This window comes from uncultured Sphingomonas sp. (assembly GCF_964235535.1).
Classification (GTDB): Bacteria; Pseudomonadota; Alphaproteobacteria; order Sphingomonadales; family Sphingomonadaceae; genus Sphingomonas.
Genome location: NZ_CAXSBH010000018.1, coordinates 1 through 16,556 on the forward strand (window position 1 = coordinate 1; position 16,556 = coordinate 16,556).

A 16,556-nucleotide genomic window follows, 5' to 3' on the forward strand; every position below is an offset into this window, starting at 1 on the left:
GGGGCTGCGAAGCCTGTTCAGCACCGACAGCTTCCAGGGCACGGGCTCGGGCGCGGTCAGCTTTCCGCTGTTCGACGCCGGGCGGCGGCGCGCGACGGTCGACATCCGGCGCGAGCTGCGCGAGGAAACCTACCAGCAATATCGCTCGACCGTCCTCGCGGCACTGCGCGACGTGGAGGACCCGCTCGCCCGGCTCGACGCCGAACGCCGCCGCAACACGGCATTGGCGCGCGCGATCGTCGACGCGCAGGCGACCGAGCGCGCCACCTCGGCCCAGTACCGGACCGGCTTCATCAACCAGACCGCGTTGCTCGACGCTCAGGTGGCGCTGCTCCAGGCGCGCGAGAACAAGGCCCAGTCCGACGCGCAGCTGCGCCAGGATACGGCCGCGCTGTTCAAGGCGATCGGCGGCGGCTGGCGGACGGACGATGTAGCAGGCGCGCGCTAGCAAGACGGCCACGTCGGCTTGGCTGCGTGGGATGTTGAAGCGGCGGGTCCGGGGAACGGTCGTGCACGGGATCGCGCCCAAGTGGGGGACGCTCCTCGATCGAGTCGCGTGTCCCGCCAACCCCGTTTGCCGTCAAAGCAGTTTGTCCAGGGTGATCGGCAGGTCGCGCACCCGTTTGCCGGTGGCGTTGAAGACCGCGTTCGCGACCGCCGCGCCCACGCCCGTGATGCCGATCTCGCCGATGCCATGCGCGCCCATCGGCGTGTGCGGGTCGGGGATGTCGGTCCAGATCACGTCGATCTCCGGCACGTCCATGTGGACGGGGACGTGATACTCGGCGAGGCTCGGGTTCATGATGCGGCCGCTCCGCTCGTCGAACTGCGTTTCCTCCATCAGCGCGAGGCCCAGCCCCATGATGATGCCGCCGCGGAACTGGCTGCGCGCGGTCTTCTCGTTGAGGATGCGGCCGCAATCGAACGAGCCCAGGAAGCGCGACACCCGCACCTCGCCGGTCACCGCGTTCACCCGTGCTTCGCAGAACATCGCGCCGTGCGAGTGCATCGACCAGTGCATCAGTTCGAGCGGCTGCGACGCCTTCGCCTCCACCCGCAACGTGTCGCGTTGCGCGCGCGACAGGATGGACGCGTAGCTTTCGCGGCGCGACGGATCGTCCAGCTTGACGAGCCCGCCCTCATGTCCGCCGATCTCGTCCGGCTTCAGTCCGGCGAGCGGCGAGTCGTTCCCGGCCAGCTTCAGCAGTTCGGCGGCCATGTCGTTCCAGGCCGCGATCACGGCCGCGCCGATCGCTGCGGTCTGCTGCGACCCGCCCGCCATGATGGCGCCGGGAATGTCGGTGTCCCCATAGCCGACCTCGATCCGCTCCAGCGGCAGCCCCAACCGCTCGGCCGCGACGATCGCGGTCGTGGTCGCCGTGCCCATGCCCATCTCGTGCGCTGCGACTTCCACCTTGGCCACGACGGCGCCCGAGCCGTCGCGGGTCAGCGTCAGCCGAGCGGCCCCGCCCGGCATGCGGTAATACGGATAGGACGCGGTCGCGACGCCCATGCCCACCAGCCACTCGCCCTCGCGACGGCCGCCCGGTCTGGTCGACCGCCCCGACCAGCCGAACCGCTCGGCACCGTCCCGGTAGGCCTTCTCCACTTCGCGCAGGGAGTAGGGCAGGCCCGAACTCGGGTCGATGTCCGGCTCGTTCCTCATCCTGAGCTCGATCGGGTCGAGACCAAGCTTGTGCGCCAGTTCGTCCATCGCGGACTCGATGGCGAAGCTGCCCACCGCCTCGCCCGGCGCGCGCATGAAGGTGTTGGCCAGCATGTCCATGGTCGCGACCTTCACCCCCAGCCGGGTGTCGTCGGACGCATAGGCGGACTTGGTGGCGAGGATGAACGGCTCGGGGAAGTTGTTGTGTTCGGTCGTGACCGTCTCACCTTCGTGAATGAGCGCGGTGAGCCGCCCGTCGGGCCCCGCGCCGAGCGCGACGCGTTGCTCGGTCGGCGCACGACCACCGACGATGCGGTTCACGCCCTCGCGCGACAGGGCGATGCGGACCGGCCTGCCGGCCAGCTTCGCCGCCGCCGCACCGAGCATTTGGTGATCCCACAGGCACTTGCCGCCGAAACCGCCGCCGACATAGGGCGAAGTGATGTGGACCTGATCCGCCTTGATCCCGAACACGTCGGCGATCGTGGCCGCCGTCGCCGTCACCAGCTGGCTGGCGTCGTGGATGCGAAGGGTGTCGCCCGCCCATGCGATCGTCGCCGCGTGCGGCTCGATCGCGTTGTGGTTGTGCCTGGGCGTGCGATAGACATGATCGACCGTGAACGGAGCGGCCGCGAGCGCCGCGTCCGGATCGCCCTTCTCCGAACTCATCGCTTGGCCGTGGAACACGCCCGGCTGCAATCCTTGGGCCTTGGCCGCCGCGAACGACGTGGTGGCGGGCTCGAGCGCGTAGGTGACGCGGATCAGCGATTTCGCGTGGTCGGCCTGCTCCTGGGTCTCGGCCAGCACCACCGCGACCGGCTGCCCGTTCCAGTGAACGCGGTCGTCCTGCATGATGGGCAGGTCGCTCGGGCCTACGGCGGTCGGCGAGGTGCCGAACACCGCCGGCTTCGCCATCCGGGGGGCGTTGCGATGCGTCATCACCAGCACCACGCCCGGTGCCGCCTCGGCGGCGGCCGCGTCGATCGACGTGATGCGCCCGCGTGCGATCGTGCCGTAGGCGAGTGCCGCATATGCCATATCGTCCATCGGGATTTCGGCCGCGAACGGTGCGGCTCCCTCCACCTTCAGCCGGCCGTCCAGGCGCGACACGGGCTTGCCGATCAGCCCGTGCTTGTGGCCGATCAGCGGGTCGGGCCTGCCGCCCGGAATCCAGCTGTCGGGCGCCAGCGGCACCAGCTTGCCCATGACCGCCTGCATCGCGGTCTGGGCGGCGATCTTGGCGTCGTCGACGATGTTCATGCGTCCGCTCCCGTCAGCTCGCCGAGAACGGCGACGATCGTCCGCTTCGCCAGCTCGACCTTGAATCCGTTGTCGCGCAGCGGCGCGGCGTCGGCCAGCTCCGCCTCGGCCGCCGCGCGGAAAGCGTCCGCATCGGCGGGGCCGCCGCGCAACGCCGCCTCCGCCTTGTACGCCCGCCACGGTTTGTGCGCGACGCCACCCAGCGCGAGCCGCACGTCGCGCACCATGCCGCCCTCCATCTCGACCGCGGCCGCGACCGACACGAGCGCGAAGGCGTAGCTCGCGCGGTCGCGGACCTTGCGATAGGTGGAGTTGGCCGCCAGCGCCGACGCGGGCAGCTCGATCGCGGTGATCAGCTCGCCCGGCCCAAGCAGGGTGTCGACGTCCGGCCGGTCACCCGGCAGGCGGTGCAGCTCGACGAACGGCAGCGTCCGCGCGCCGTTCCCGCTCCGCAGATGCACCGTCGCGTCGAGCGCCGCGAGGGCGACGCACATGTCCGACGGGTGCGTCGCCACGCAGGCGGAGGACGCGCCGAGGATCGCGTGGATGCGGTGGAAACCCTCGACCGCGTCGCAGCCGGCGCCAGGAGCCCGCTTGTTGCAGCGCGATCCGTCGGTGTCGTAGAAATAGGCGCAGCGCGTGCGCTGAAGCAGATTGCCGCCCGTCGTGGCCATGTTCCTGATCTGCGCCGACGCGCCCGCCATGACCGCGCGCGCGAGGGTGGGATAGCGGGTCCGTACCGCGCGATGCTCGGCCAGCGTCGTGTTGCGCACCGCCGCTCCGATCAGCAGGCCGCCGTCGCCGCGCTCCTCGATCGTGTGGGACAGCCCGGTTACGTCGACCAGCGCTTCCGGCCGTGCGATTCCCTCACGCATCAGGTCGACCAGATTGGTGCCGCCGCCCAGATAGGCGGTCGCTCCCTGGGAACCCCGTCTCAGCGCGTCCTCCATGCCGGTGGCGCGCGCGTAACCGAACGGGGTCACGCGGCCATCTCCGCGCCGACCGTCCCGGCGATCGCGTCGACGATCCCGTTATAGGCTCCGCAACGGCACAGGTTCCCGCTCATTCGCTCCTGGATCTCCTCGCGCGTCAGCGCCACCCGATCGGCCGCAAGGTCGGCGCTGATATGGCTCGGCACCCCGCGCTCGGCTTCCGCGGCCATTCCGATCGCCGAGCATATCTGGCCAGGTGTGCAATAGCCGCACTGGAAGCCGTCGTGATCGATGAAAGCCTGTTGCAGCGGGTGCAGCGCGTCGCCCTGGACGAGTCCCTCGATCGTGGTGACCCGTCGGCCGTCATACTGCACCGCCAAGGCGAGGCAGGACAGGATCCGCTCGCCGTCGACCAACACCGTGCATGCGCCGCATGCGCCCTGGTTGCAGCCCTTCTTGGTGCCGGACAGGTGAAGACCTTCACGGAGGAGGTCCAGCAGGGACATGCGCGGATCTTCGGGAATCGACCTCGGCAGCCCATTGACGATGATCGGCATAGCCATCTCTCCTCCAGACGCCGCGCGTTCGTACGGGAGCGGCGGGCACATCGCAATCGACGGCGAACCGGCTCGACGAAATGGCCCTTTGCGTGGCGTACGGTGGACTCGTGAGCTTCACGTCCGAGCCGTTTGCGCGATCCTCCGCAGATCGGTCTCGTAATGGGCGTCCGCGAGGATCCGGAGTCTGATAGTCAGCGCGTTGTTCGCCGCGCGCCACCAGAGGATGTGCATTCAGGCTCCGCTTTTTCGACTCGGATTGGTCAATGCCTGGCTAGGTGCATCTGACCCTGATGATCGATACGGCACACCGCTCGTGACCGAGCCGGTAGTCTCGATCAAGCCTTGCGCGATCTATGTCGCGTCGCGACGGATAAGCCCGGCTCCGAAGAAAATGGGATGGTGACGAGCACGCGGGTTCCGCTACCCGGCCGACCCTCGATCCGCACCTCGCCGCCCAGCAGCGCAGCGCGTTCGCGCATGGCGTCGAGCCCGATCCGCTCACCTGCCCGCGCCGGTCCCTCCTCCCCGGACAATCCCCGCCCGGCGTCGGACACCTCCAACCGAATCAGGTTACCTCGCCGTTCCAGCAGCAGCGTCACCGACACGGCGGAGCCGGCGTGCTTGCGGACATTGGTGAGCGCCTCCTGGGCTATGCGGAACAGCGCGGTCTCCACGACGGGCGACGGGCGCTCCGGTCCGAGCCGGTCGACGAACGCGACCTCGCGGCCATCGTCGCGCAAGGCGTCCAGTTCCAGCCTTATCGCCGCCGCCAGCCCGAAATCGTCCAGCGCGGTGGGCCGAAGCCCCGCGATCGCGGCCCGGATCTCGCGCATCGTGCGCTGCGCCAGCTCCAGCCCGCGTCCCAGCGCCTCCTCCGCCCCCGTCCCCGCTATGGCGTCGGTCGGCGGGAACCGCTCGGCATAGGCCTGGAGATGGCCGTGCGCGGCGGCCGCCACCTGGGCCACCCCATCGTGCAGATCGTAGGCTACGCGCCGCCGCTCATCCTCCTGCGCCAGGAATAGGCGGGCCACCAACTCCTCCAGCCGGTGCCGGCGTTCGAACAGGAGCGCGCTCGCCCGGGTGAGCGCCGCGCTCAACCGGCCCACCTCGTCCGACCCCGGCGGCGGCGGCGCGAGCGGTTCCCCACGCGCCAGGCGATCGGCGTTGATCTCGAGCACTCCGACGCGGCGCACGATCCCCGTGGTGAACAATAAAGCGGCGCCCAGGCTGGCGGCGACGCCCAGCCCGCCCGCCGCGAGCATCACGGCGAAGTTGCGGCGCTGCGCCCGCCCGGCGCGGGCTATCCGCCCCGCCAGCACCACGGCCTCGCGGCGGCGCATGCCGTCCACGGCGTGTTCCAGCTTGTCGAGCGCGCGCGTCCTGCCTGTATCGTCGTCGCCCCCGGGGCGGAACGCCGCCAGGGCTCGGCGCGCGTGCGGCGTCGTCGCGGCGAGCCGGGTGCGCTGCTCGCCGTCGCGTATGGTCGCGCCCAGGCTGGCCAGCACATCCGGAAGCGTTCGTTCGGCTTCGGCCAGACGGCGCGTTCCGACGGCGTCCGTCACCCGTTCCAGCGCCGCGCGGTGGATCAGCGTCTCCAGCCGGCCCAGATCGTCCTGGATGCGCAGGGCGCGTTGGACCTGGTCGGCTGCGGCCTCCTCGTCCCTGGTCGCGCTTGCGACCCAGAGCAGCGCGCCCACGAGGATCAACAGGGGCAGCGCGGCGAGAATCACCCCCTTGATCCGCAACGGTAGATCGGCCCAGAGCCGCGCAGGCGGATGTCCGTTCACTCCGCCGCGGCGCGAACGAGCCCGCGCTCCACTCCGCGCACGGCCGCCTGGGTGCGGTCGGCGACCCCCAGCTTGCCGATGATACGTTCCACATGCGCCTTGACCGTGCCCGGGCTGATGGCGAGCTCGCGGCCGACCTCCTTGTTGGTCATGCCGCGCGCCACCAGGCCGAGCACGTCGAGTTCGCGCGGCGTCAGGGTCTCGTTCGTCCGCTTCACGTCCGAGGCCGGACCCTCGAACAGGCGCGTCCCGCGAACGAGCCGGGCGGCGAGCGCTCCGTTCAGGAAGGTCTCGCCATTCAGCACGGCGCGGAGCGCCGCCAGCAGCTCGCGCCTGGACGCATCCTTCAGCACGTAACCGGAAGCGCCCGCCCGAAGCGCTTCGGCCAGATATTCCGGGCTGTCATGCATCGTAACCATGACGATCCCGACCCCGGGGCACTCGTCCCTGACCCGGCGCGCCGTGCCCATGCCGTCCAGGCGCGGCATCCGCACGTCGAGCAGCACGAGGTCGGGGGCGAGAAGGCGGCACAGCTCCACCGCCTCCATCCCATCGCGCGCCTCGCCGACGACGGAGAGGTCCGCCTCGCCGTCCACCATCGCGCGCAGGCCCGAACGGGCGAGGTCGTGATCGTCGGCGATGATGATCCGGGACGCGCCGGGGAAGACTGGTATCGGATCGGCGGTCAAGATCGAGGCGCTCCGGCGTTGCAACCGGCCGGAGCCGCCGCGCGCGCATATCGTGAAATCCGATCACCGCCTATCCGCCATCCGGCATAGGCGGCGTTATGCCATCCGGCGGACGCGACCGTCGGTCGAAAGCTTCAGTCGGTTGGCGGCGCGCACTCCGTCGCCTCTTTTGGAGACTCCCACATGACCCGACCCCCGTTGCTGCTGGCCGCGGCGCTCGCCGCTTGTGCGATCGGCGCCGCGGCCCGTTCGCAGGTCGGCGACGCGCCTCCGACGACAGCCGAGAGTCCGCGTCGCGAATGGGGCTACACGGGACCGACCGGGCCTGAACATTGGGCGGAGCTCAGTCAGGAATACGGGGTCTGCGCGCGCGGCCAGCAGGAAAGTCCGATCGACCTGAAAAGCGCGATCGGAGCCGACCTCGGCGCGCTGACCACGCATTGGCGATCGCTGCCGCTGCGGGTGGTCGACACCGGCCACGCCCTGCAGGTCGACGCGCCGCCGGGAAGCGACATGAGCGTGGGCGGCCGCAGCTACGCCCTGGCGCAGTTCCATGTCCACCATCCCAGCGAGCACCTGCTGAACGGGCGGCGCTTTCCGCTGGAGGTGCATTTCGTCCACCGCGGCCCGAACGGCGTGCTCGGTGTGATCGGGGTCTTCGTGGAGGAGGGACGGGCCAATCCGCAGCTCCAGCGCGTCCTGGACGCCCGCCCGGCCGAGCATGGCCGGACCCGCGCGGTCGCGGGCGGAACCGTGGACATCGCCGCGCTGATGCCGGGCGGAGCATTCGAGCGCTATGAGGGGTCGCTCACCACGCCGCCCTGCTCCGAGAGCGTCGACTGGGTGGTGAAGGAGACACCGATCCAGGCGTCCGCCGCCCAGATCGCAGGCTTCGAACGGGTCTATCCGTTCAACGCGCGTCCGCTCCAGGCGCTCAACCGCCGCTTCCTCCTGCGCAGCCGATGATGGGGATCACGGGTCCGCGCGCCGTCCTGATCCTCGCGGCGGCGGCGGCCGCGCTTGCGGCTCCGATCGACGCGCAGACGGTCGGGCCGGCGACGGCTGCGAAGCCAGTGCCGCCGGTGGACCTGATTGCGGAATTCCGCATACGCGACGAGTTCGTCGACCAGGCCAATCTGCCCGACGATGCGGAGGCGTTCACCGCCCGCGCGCGGCTGGGCGTCGACGCGCGGATCACGACCAACCTGCGCGGCCTGTTCGAGGTCGAGGGGGTGGTCGACTTCAATCACCGCTTCAACAGCACCGTCAACCACCGCACACAATACCCAATCGTCTCCGACCCGCAAGGGCTGGAGATCAACCGTGCCCAACTGACCTGGTCCGGGCGCGCGGCGGAGGGGGTACTCGGCCGTCAGCGGATCGTGCTCGGCAACGGCCGCTTCGTCGGCAACGCCGGCTGGCGGCAGAACGAGCAGACGTTCGATGCGGTCAGGTTTTCCGCTTCACCGCTAAAGTCCGTTACCCTCACCTACATCTATATCGACCGGGTCCGACGCACTCTCGGGCCCGAGAGCGCGGACGGGCGGTGGAACAGCGACAGCCACCTGCTCCAAGCCGACGCGAAGATGCCGCTCGGCCAATTGTCGGGCTATGCGTACCTGATCGACCTTTCGAGCGCCCCCGCCCAATCGTCCGCCACTGTCGGCGCGCGGCTGGCGGGCGCGCGCCCGATTCGCCCGGGGCTGGAAGCGACTTACGCCGCCGAATACGCCCATCAACAGGATTATGGGCATGCTCCCAGGCGTTTTAGCCTCGACTATCTGGCGTTAGAAGGCGGACTCAAGGGCGAGAATTGGAGCGTGGCAACCGGGATCGAGCGGCTCGGCGGCGATGGGCGCACGGGTTTCTTGACGCCGCTCGCTTCGTTCCACGGTTTCCAGGGCTGGTCGGACGCGATCACCAATACCCCGCCGGACGGGCTCCTCGACCTCCACCTGCGCGCGACCGCGCGCTGGCGGGGCGCGCCGGTCGGCGACGGCCTGCGCTTCGCGGCCGGAACCTACCGCTTCACCCACCCGGACGGCGGACGGCGATATGGGCGCGAGGTCGACGCGTCGGTCGCGACGGCGCTGACCGATCATCTCGGCCTGGAGCTCAAGGCCGCGTTCTTCGACGGTGCCGACCTGGCGCTCGCCGACCGCACCAAGATTTGGCTCACGGGCGAGGTGACGTTCTGATCCGTGCGACGCAGGCACGCCTTCTTAGGCTGATCCCGACCCGATACTCTCAAACACTATGTCGAGGCGTGAACGATGACGCCTCTCGCGCTCGTAATAGTCGTGCTTGAAGCGAAGGTGAGGGTCGTTGGACATGCCTCCTAGCCGATGTGGATATGTTGATTGACCGCTCAGCTCTGGGTTGATTCAACGCTATCTTTCGGAGACGGGGTTGAGCCGGGGCGATCTTTCGGAGGCGGAGTGGCGTGTGCTGCGCCAGCTCTTGCCGTTGGAGCCGAGCAGGCGCGGACCAGGCCGACCGCCGACCAACAACCGCGAGGTGATCAACCGCATCCTGTGGCGCTTGCGGGCGGGTGCTCCCTGGCGCGACCTGCCCGAGCGTTATGGCAACTGGAACTCGGTCTTTCGTCGTTTCCGGCGCTGGAGCGCATCGGGCGTGTGGGAGGCAATATCGACCGGCCTGGCGGACGTGATGGGCGACGCGGCCCATCACAGCATCAACAGCATCACGGTGCGCGCGCACGTGTCAGCCGCCGGCGCCAAAAGGGGGGGGTGAACAGGCTCTTGGCCGCTCGCGGGGCGGGTGGACCAGTAAGCTTCACTGTGTCGCCGACGCCCGGGGACGCCCGCTCGCGTTCCACCTGACGGGCGGCGAGGCGGCAGACAGCCACTCCTACGGCATGCTCATGGCCTTGCCCGAGCGAAGGCCCCGTGCGCTGCTCGCCGACAAGGGCTACGACGCCGACGCGATCCGGGCCGACCTGGCGGGCCGCCGCGTGAAGGCCGTCATCCCCGGCCGGTCCAACCGCACGGTGCCCATCCAGTACGACCGTGAGCTCTACAAGCAGCGCAACCAGATCGAGCGCATGATCGGCCACCTCAAGATCAACCGCGCGCTCGCCACCCGCTACGACAAACTAGCCGAGAGCTTCCTCAGCATGGCCCAGATCGCCGCCATCCGGATCTGGCTCAAATATGTCCATGCCGCCTGGTTCAGCGCTTAGTTGTGATGTTATCACCGAAAGGCAAAAGGTTCACCAGAGCCTTAGGAAGTTGTGGGTACGCCCGCTCGGGACGCTTCGTGTAGGTGATCGAAAGCTGTGGCTGGACCTTACAACAGCAAGCTTGGCCTCGATGTAACCGCGGCGAGCCAATCCGAATGGCGATCGTAACTGGGTAGCGTCTCGCGAAAACACCTTGCTCGTTCAGCTACACCGTTGTACCGGCCTGTGGCCGACTCAGCTGATTGGCATCGTACCACCTGACGTGAAATCGAGTACTTAGATGGCTGTGGTATCCGGTCGGGAATCCTGTCTCCCCGACCACTGCGCTCATGGCGCGATGATCGCGATCACCTCCACTCCGCCGCCGAATGCGACCCGCTCACCCTCCATCGCGCCGATCAATGCGCGCGCGAGTGGCGAGGAGTATGCGATGCGCCCCGCGGACGGTTCCGCCTCGTCGTCGCCAACGATCTCGATTGTCCGTTCGGTGCCCTTGATCCGCACCCTTACGCACGATCCGAACGCAATCTCATCGGCGGGTGGCAAGGGTGCGAGCGTCGCGGTCACCGAGCGTGTCCGCCAATAACGCAAATCGCGCGTCAGCGGAGCGCGCTCTACTTCCGGCGCAGCCGCCAGCCGCGCTTCCAGGTCGGCCAGACGTTCGCCGATCAGCGCCAGCCCGCGCGAGGTCACCAGGTTCGGCCCCGCCGGGATCGGCAACTCGAACTTGGGCTCCGGATGTTCCTCGTCGCTCTCGCGGCGGAATGCGACGCTCATAAAGTGGTCCCGATTTCAGATAACTTCGCAGCGACGATTACATCCTCCAGCGATGCCGCGGCTACGCCAAGCCGATCGAGTCGCGTGAACATTACACTCCACCAATCCCAGAACCGCCGCAATCCTTCGGTGTCGCGCACGTATGGGGTGTGCCCCGGGGCGAGCGAGGGCGAGTGGAACGAGAACACCAGCAGCCTCAACCCATCCGCGACCGCGGCGTCGACTGCGCGGAGCGCGTCGGCGACCGGCATGTCCTCGGGCGTCAGCGCCACGCGCGACAGTAGGCCGAGCCGCGAAGTCGCGCTCAGGGCCGCCGGAACCGCGCCGAGCGCGCCGTACAGACGATGGCCGCCCGCGCGTACGACTCCGGTGAAAATCGTTGTCAGTGGCAGTTCGATCAGCCCACCCGCACGGTACGGCTCCGGCCCGACCGCACGGAAGTCGGGACCACCCGCGCGGCGATAATCGTAGCGCGACCGCACCGAGCTATCGATGCGGTAACCCTGTTCGCTCAGCAGCCCGATCGTGTTCGGCCCCAATCCGTACCGCCCCGCCCGGTAAGCGCGCGGCGCTCGGCCGAAGGCGGCGGCGATCGCGTCCGTGAGCCGATCGAGCTTGGCCGCCTCCAGCGCCGGCGGCAGGTTGCCGGGAAAGCTGTCGTGCCGGTCGGTCGGTTCGCCGTAGGGCGGATTGACCCAGGCGTGAAGTTGCGTGCCGACCTCGGACCGTCCGTCCGCGACCACTTCGCGCAGGATGTCGACCGACCAGGGATCGCACGCGATAGGATGGTCGACGAGGCACAGCAGCGGCGCGCCCGCCTGCGCGAACCGACGGTGCGCGCCCGAGAACGCCTCCATCGCCGTCGTCGCGCGCTGACGGCGGTCAAGCGGCGCGCGCCAGTCGAACTCCTCCTCGACATCGACGGTGACGATGAACCGAGTTCCGAACGTTTCCGGCCAGCGGACGACCGCGTCGGCGGCGGGCGCAGGCGGACGGTAAGGGCGTCGGCGTTCGGCCACCTCAAATCGTCGTCGCGTGCTCCACGGGGCGGTTGAAGCTGACCGGCAACCGCAAAGTCAAGCGCGCGGGCCCGAACTCGAGCGCACCGCCCAGCTCTGCGGCCAGGTTGCGCGCCACACGGACCGCAAAGCCGGTGCCCAGCAGCGGCGTTCCCTCGGGCGCGTCGTCACTCGACTTCTCGACGGTGTCGAGCGCGAGCAGCGCGTCGCCGTCCAGCCCTGCGAGGCTGCGCGGCCGATCCACGACGATCTCCACGGTTGATGGGTTCGCATACACCGATACGCGCAGCGCTTCGCCCGGTGCCCCCGCAGCCACCAGCGTGGCGAGCAGCCGGCCCAGCAACCGCTCGGCAGCCCGATCGTCGGCTATGACCTCCGCGTCGTCATCGCCGTCGACCAATAGCCGGACCCCGCGCATACCGGCGAGTTCGGCCAGGTCGGCGAACACGCGCGCGACGATCGGCCGCACGGCGAGCGGGCCGGGCCGGAGCTCCAGCGCGCCCGCCTCCATTCGCGCGGCCAGGTCGAGGTCCTCGATCGCCGCGACCAAGTCGCCGGCGCGCAAACGGATCGCGGCGGCGCGGCTGCGGTAGGCGGTCGGCACGGGGCCGAGCAGCTCGGTCTCGATCAGCTCCGCGAAGCCGGCGATGGCGTTGGTCGGCGTGCGCAGCTCGTGGACGAGTTGGCGAAGCGTATCGGCGCTGGGCGTCGCCGGGCCACGGACCGGACCCGCACTTTCATCGGCGCGCGGCCGCCTCGCGACGCCGCGGATGCCAATGAAGCGGCCGTTCGCCGGGTCGAAGGCGGGCACTCCCGTCAATCGCCAAGACCCGGCCGCATTCGAGGTTCCCCCGACCTCCAGCCGCGCCCCGTCGAAGCGCGATCGGCGGCGCAGGCCTCCGGCGGCGACGCCGTCGACGCTGGCCAACCCTTGCGCCCCCGCATGCGCGATCGACATACCGACCAGTGCGCCGCGCGCGACGCCGTCCACGCCGATCACGACACCCGCCGAGTCGGTCTCGAACACGAAGCGCTCGCCCATCGCCGCGGTCACCGCGTCAGGTACGGCCGCGCCCGCGCGCGGGCGCTCGCCTTGCCGGCGCTGGAAAGCCTCGATCCGCGCGACCAGGTCGGAGATCGCGTAGCCATCGGTGAACGGTGCCGAAGCGTCCTCCGGCTCCGCGCGCGCGAGCGCCTCCGCGACGACGGGCAACCCGCGCGCGATATCGCCCAGTGCCGCGAACGGACTTTCGCTAAGTGGTGCGTCGAAGGGCGCTGAGGTCGGCTCAGGCTGCGCGATCATCGAGGGATCGAGCTCCAGCGTTTCGGGCCGGGGAAGCGCGAAGTCGGTCGGGCCGAAGCTCTCGAGCGCACGCACCACGGCAGGCGCCAGATCGCGCCGACCACGCAGCACTGATCGCAGCGCCGGTGAAAGGCGCGGCAACAGTGTGGTCCAAGCGGCGTCGTCGAGCCCGGCCGTCCGCAGCATCGGGGCGGCGACCGCCAGCTCGTCCTCGGCGAACAGCGCCACCAGCGCAGCGTCCGGCCGAGCGTAAGCCAACGCCCGCGCGCTCCCCGCCCTGACCGGGACGGGGACCGCCTGCCGAAGCATCCGCAAACGCGCGATCACCGGAGCGTCCGCCGCTATGCGGCCGCGTCCGGCCAGATCGACCAGTTGCCGCCACGCCGCCTCGGCACCGTGTCCGGCCGCCATGTCCGACTCCAGGACCGTCTTGAGGCTATCGTCGAAACGCAATGCGATAAGTCCCGCGCGGGCGGCGAAGGCCACCCGTCAACAATTCCTTAACCGCGCGATTCAGGGGGAGACATAGACCGAAATGGCACGTCGCATTGTGGGACAATTGCGCTTGCACGCACGATTGTTACGCCGCACACACCGATGGCCGACCGATCCGGGTCGCGGCTGCTGATCGGGGTTGGATTGGATCGCATCGACAGGCAGATCCTGGCGCTGTTGCAGGCGGACGGGCGCATGACCAATGTCGACCTCGCGGAGCGTGTCGGCCTGACCGCCCCGCCCTGTCTGCGCCGCGTCCGTGCGCTGGAGGAGGCGGGCGCGATCCGGGGTTACCATGCCGAGCTCGACGGCACGCGGCTGGGCTATCCGATCACCGTGTTCGCTATGGTCAGTCTGAAGAGCCAAGCCGAGCACGACCTGTCCGCCTTCGAAGCGCATGTCGCCGACATTCCGGAGGTGCGCGAATGCCACATGCTCAACGGCGAGATCGACTTCATCCTGAAGATCGTCGCGCCCGACCTGCGCGCGTTCCAGGAAATTCTCACCACGCACCTGACGCCCGCGCCCAACGTCGCCGGCGTCAAGACGTCACTGACGATCCGCACGGCCAAGCTTGCGTCGGGTATTCCGATCAAGGCCGAATAGAAAAGGGCGGCCTTTCGACCGCCCTCCCCGTCCTCAAGCCCGATCCGTTCACGCCGTGATGGGCGTATCCAGCGAGGTGATCCAGAGCTGCGCCAAGTCGGAGCGCGGCGCGCCCTTGACGGCGGTGAACGCGGCGCGCGCGCCCTCCTTGTCGCCCTGCCGCGCGAGCGCGATGCCCAGGCGGGTATTCACCTCGTCGGCGTTCACGTTCCCCTTCTGAAGCGCGATGCGGTATAGATCGGCGGCCTTGGCGTTGTTGTTCTGGCTCAGATACGCCTCGGCGGTCTGCGCGGCGAGCCTGCCGTCGCCCGCCGTCCTGGCCTTGGCCTCCAACGGGCCTAGCGGGCTCTCGTTGGCGATGGCCTTGGCGATCTCGGTGCGCATCGCCTTGTAGTTCGCGCCGGACACCGGGATCTTGCCTGCCGCACTGCCCTCATCGAGGATGCGCTTGGCTTCCTCGGGCAGACCTCGACTAAAGGCATCATCCGCATATTCGCGGTAGTCGTACTCGTCGGCGAGCGACCGCGTCTGGTGCATCAGCCGGAACAGATCGAGCTTCTGCTGCTTGTCCAGCGTCGCGACCGAGCCCTGCTGGATCCCGTACAACACCGATACGTCGCGCCAATTCTTCTTGGTCGGATAAGCGACGAGCAGCCGCTGCATCGACGGCACCGCCTGACCGGGCAGCTTGACGCTCTTGGCCATGCTGTACCGGTACAGTTCCTCCTTGGGCTTCTGACCGGCCGCCGTGGTGCGCTGCAGTTCGGCGTTCAGGTCGGCGAGCGCACCCTGTGCGTCGCCGGTCTGCTCCTTCACGCGCATGATGTTCATGTCGAGGTTGGGATCGACATAGCCCAGCTGCTTGGCCTGCTGCCAATATTGCAGCGTCTGCGGATACTGCTTCGCGTCGTAGGCGAGCTGGCCGCGGATATAGGCCATCTGGCCTTTCCTGGACTGCTCGGTCAGCGGGCTTGCGAGCAATGCGTCGAGCGGCGCGGCGAGGCGGCTCTGGTCGACGGGTCCGTTCGGGTTCGCCGCACGCGCGACGCGGAGCCGCGCCTGCTCCATGTCGAGGCGAAGCGCCGCGGCGGTGTAGCGGTCCTGATCGGTCTTCACGGCGGCGTCCATCTGGACCAGCGCCGCCTCCGCGGTCGGGAAATCGTTGGCGGTGGTCGCCGTCTGCACGGCCTGCGCGGCCTTCAGCGCGGCGGGGCTGAGCTTCGGACCGGCGGTCTTCTTCTGCGCGACGGCCGGGGCCGCGACGATTGCGCCGCCGGCGACGCCGGTCATGAGCAGCGCCGACAGCACGGCGCGGGAAACGGTGTTCATTGGGCTCTCCATCATGGCGTTATCGGCCTTCGACTTCGCTCGAACCCGTACCGGGCCGGCGCGTTCCGTTCAAGCGAGGCGCAGTAGTCCGTTATCGTTCCTCCACTGAACCGTGATTGAACGCCGGATCCACTGCGGCTACCGCCGGCGCGACGATGACGACCCCGCCCTCTCCCGCGAAGCCTCGGCTGCTCGACGCAGGCCGGCGACACCTGGCTGCATGAGGGCAGTCATCATAGGCGCGTCGGGCGGGATCGGCGCGGCGCTTGCGGCCGCGCTGCGCGAGGAAGATGCGGATGTCCACGCCTTCGCGCGCTCGTCGCCGGGCGACGGCCGCCTCGATCTGACCGACGAGGCGAGCATCGCCGCCGCCGCCGCGCGCGTCCCGCCCGGCGTCGATCTGGTGTTCGTCGCGACCGGCCTGCTTCATGACGGCGCGCGCGGCCCGGAAAAGACGTGGCGCGACCTCGACGGCGAGTGGCTCCAGCGGAATTTCCTCGTCAACGCGATCGGGCCCGCGCTCGTCGCCAAGCACTTCCTGCCGCTGCTGCCCCGCGACCGCCGAGGCGTGTTCGCGGCGTTGTCGGCGCGGGTCGGCAGCATCTCGGATAATAAGCTGGGCGGCTGGTACGGATACCGCGCGTCGAAGGCCGCGCTCAATCAGCTGATCCGCACGCTCGCGGTCGAGGAACGCCGCCGCAACCCGCAGGGGATCGTCGTCGCGCTCCATCCGGGGACCGTCGACACCGGCTTGTCCAAGCCGTTCCAGGGCAACGTCCAGCCCGGCCGCCTGTTCGCCCCCGACCGCGCGGCGGTGCAGCTGCTGGATATGTTGGAGGAGCTCCGCCCCGTCGACAGCGGCAAGCTGTTCGATTGGGAAGGCAAGGAGGTCAGTCCCTAGAACCCTCTCCCGCGTAGGGCTACGCCCGCC

The 16,556-nt window shown here is 69.3% G+C and carries 14 protein-coding genes and 1 pseudogene; 6 read left to right on the forward strand and 9 right to left on the reverse strand.

Annotated features, from left to right (window positions below; all coding sequences use genetic code 11):
- Window positions 1–448, forward strand: a 448-nt coding sequence (locus ACFE7F_RS07590; RefSeq protein WP_375403246.1) for a TolC family protein, incomplete at its 5' end; no start/stop codon positions are given.
- A gap of 132 nt (window positions 449–580) precedes the next feature.
- Here ACFE7F_RS07590 and ACFE7F_RS07595 read toward each other — a convergent pair.
- The 5 genes from ACFE7F_RS07595 to ACFE7F_RS07615 all read right to left on the reverse strand — a co-directional run bounded on the left by ACFE7F_RS07595 (window position 581) and on the right by ACFE7F_RS07615 (window position 6,894).
- The gene (locus ACFE7F_RS07595; RefSeq protein ID WP_375403247.1) at window positions 581–2,926 is read right to left on the reverse strand and encodes a xanthine dehydrogenase family protein molybdopterin-binding subunit; all 2,346 of its coding nucleotides are present in this window, start codon (window positions 2,924–2,926) and stop codon (window positions 581–583) included.
- Window positions 2,923–3,909, reverse strand: coding sequence for an FAD binding domain-containing protein (locus ACFE7F_RS07600; protein ID WP_375403248.1), 987 nt, complete (start codon window positions 3,907–3,909; stop codon window positions 2,923–2,925). The genes ACFE7F_RS07595 and ACFE7F_RS07600 overlap by 4 nt, the downstream gene beginning before the upstream one ends.
- On the reverse strand, window positions 3,906–4,415 hold the full coding sequence (locus ACFE7F_RS07605) for a 2Fe-2S iron-sulfur cluster-binding protein (protein WP_375403249.1): 510 nt from the start codon (window positions 4,413–4,415) through the stop codon (window positions 3,906–3,908). Before ACFE7F_RS07605 ends, ACFE7F_RS07600 begins: the two co-directional genes overlap by 4 nt.
- Before the next feature lie 338 nt (window positions 4,416–4,753).
- On the reverse strand, window positions 4,754–6,163 hold the full coding sequence (locus tag ACFE7F_RS07610) for an ATP-binding protein (protein ID WP_375403250.1): 1,410 nt from the start codon (window positions 6,161–6,163) through the stop codon (window positions 4,754–4,756).
- Window positions 6,164–6,201: 38 nt separating this feature from the next.
- Window positions 6,202–6,894: a response regulator gene (locus ACFE7F_RS07615; protein ID WP_375403251.1), complete on the reverse strand. Its 693-nt coding sequence runs from the start codon at window positions 6,892–6,894 to the stop codon at window positions 6,202–6,204.
- Between the two features lie 183 nt (window positions 6,895–7,077).
- On the opposite strand from ACFE7F_RS07615, the gene ACFE7F_RS07620 reads away from it, so the two are divergent.
- The 3 genes and pseudogenes from ACFE7F_RS07620 to ACFE7F_RS07630 all read left to right on the forward strand — a co-directional run bounded on the left by ACFE7F_RS07620 (window position 7,078) and on the right by ACFE7F_RS07630 (window position 10,096).
- Entirely contained in the window at window positions 7,078–7,860 is a 783-nt protein-coding gene (locus tag ACFE7F_RS07620) for a carbonic anhydrase (protein ID WP_375403252.1), read from the forward strand.
- Window positions 7,857–9,092 (forward strand): hypothetical protein, encoded by a 1,236-nt coding sequence (locus tag ACFE7F_RS07625; protein WP_375403253.1) that lies wholly within the window; start codon window positions 7,857–7,859, stop codon window positions 9,090–9,092. The genes ACFE7F_RS07620 and ACFE7F_RS07625 overlap by 4 nt, the downstream gene beginning before the upstream one ends.
- Before the next feature lie 247 nt (window positions 9,093–9,339).
- A pseudogene (locus tag ACFE7F_RS07630) lies at window positions 9,340–10,096 on the forward strand (IS5 family transposase).
- 327 nt (window positions 10,097–10,423) lie between these two features.
- On the opposite strand, the gene ACFE7F_RS07635 reads toward ACFE7F_RS07630, so the two are convergent.
- From ACFE7F_RS07635 to ACFE7F_RS07645, 3 genes are read right to left on the reverse strand one after another with little or no spacing between them, the layout of a single operon-like run.
- Window positions 10,424–10,873, reverse strand: a complete 450-nt coding sequence (locus tag ACFE7F_RS07635; RefSeq protein WP_375403254.1) for a GreA/GreB family elongation factor — start codon at window positions 10,871–10,873, stop codon at window positions 10,424–10,426.
- On the reverse strand, window positions 10,870–11,892 hold the full coding sequence (locus ACFE7F_RS07640) for a polysaccharide deacetylase family protein (protein WP_375403255.1): 1,023 nt from the start codon (window positions 11,890–11,892) through the stop codon (window positions 10,870–10,872). The genes ACFE7F_RS07635 and ACFE7F_RS07640 overlap by 4 nt, the downstream gene beginning before the upstream one ends.
- A gap of 1 nt (window position 11,893) precedes the next feature.
- Window positions 11,894–13,681, reverse strand: a complete 1,788-nt coding sequence (locus ACFE7F_RS07645) for a sensor histidine kinase (protein ID WP_375403256.1) — start codon at window positions 13,679–13,681, stop codon at window positions 11,894–11,896.
- Between the two features lie 111 nt (window positions 13,682–13,792).
- Between ACFE7F_RS07645 and ACFE7F_RS07650 the strand changes: the two genes are divergently transcribed.
- Window positions 13,793–14,296, forward strand: coding sequence for an Lrp/AsnC family transcriptional regulator (locus ACFE7F_RS07650; protein WP_375403257.1), 504 nt, complete (start codon window positions 13,793–13,795; stop codon window positions 14,294–14,296).
- A 48-nt stretch (window positions 14,297–14,344) separates the two neighbouring features.
- Here the strand turns inward: ACFE7F_RS07650 and ACFE7F_RS07655 are convergent, their stop codons facing one another.
- Window positions 14,345–15,625: a tol-pal system YbgF family protein gene (locus tag ACFE7F_RS07655; protein WP_375403258.1), complete on the reverse strand. Its 1,281-nt coding sequence runs from the start codon at window positions 15,623–15,625 to the stop codon at window positions 14,345–14,347.
- 220 nt (window positions 15,626–15,845) lie between these two features.
- Between ACFE7F_RS07655 and ACFE7F_RS07660 the strand changes: the two genes are divergently transcribed.
- Window positions 15,846–16,526 (forward strand): SDR family NAD(P)-dependent oxidoreductase, encoded by a 681-nt coding sequence (locus tag ACFE7F_RS07660; protein ID WP_375403259.1) that lies wholly within the window; start codon window positions 15,846–15,848, stop codon window positions 16,524–16,526.
- Window positions 16,527–16,556 lie beyond the last annotated feature (30 nt).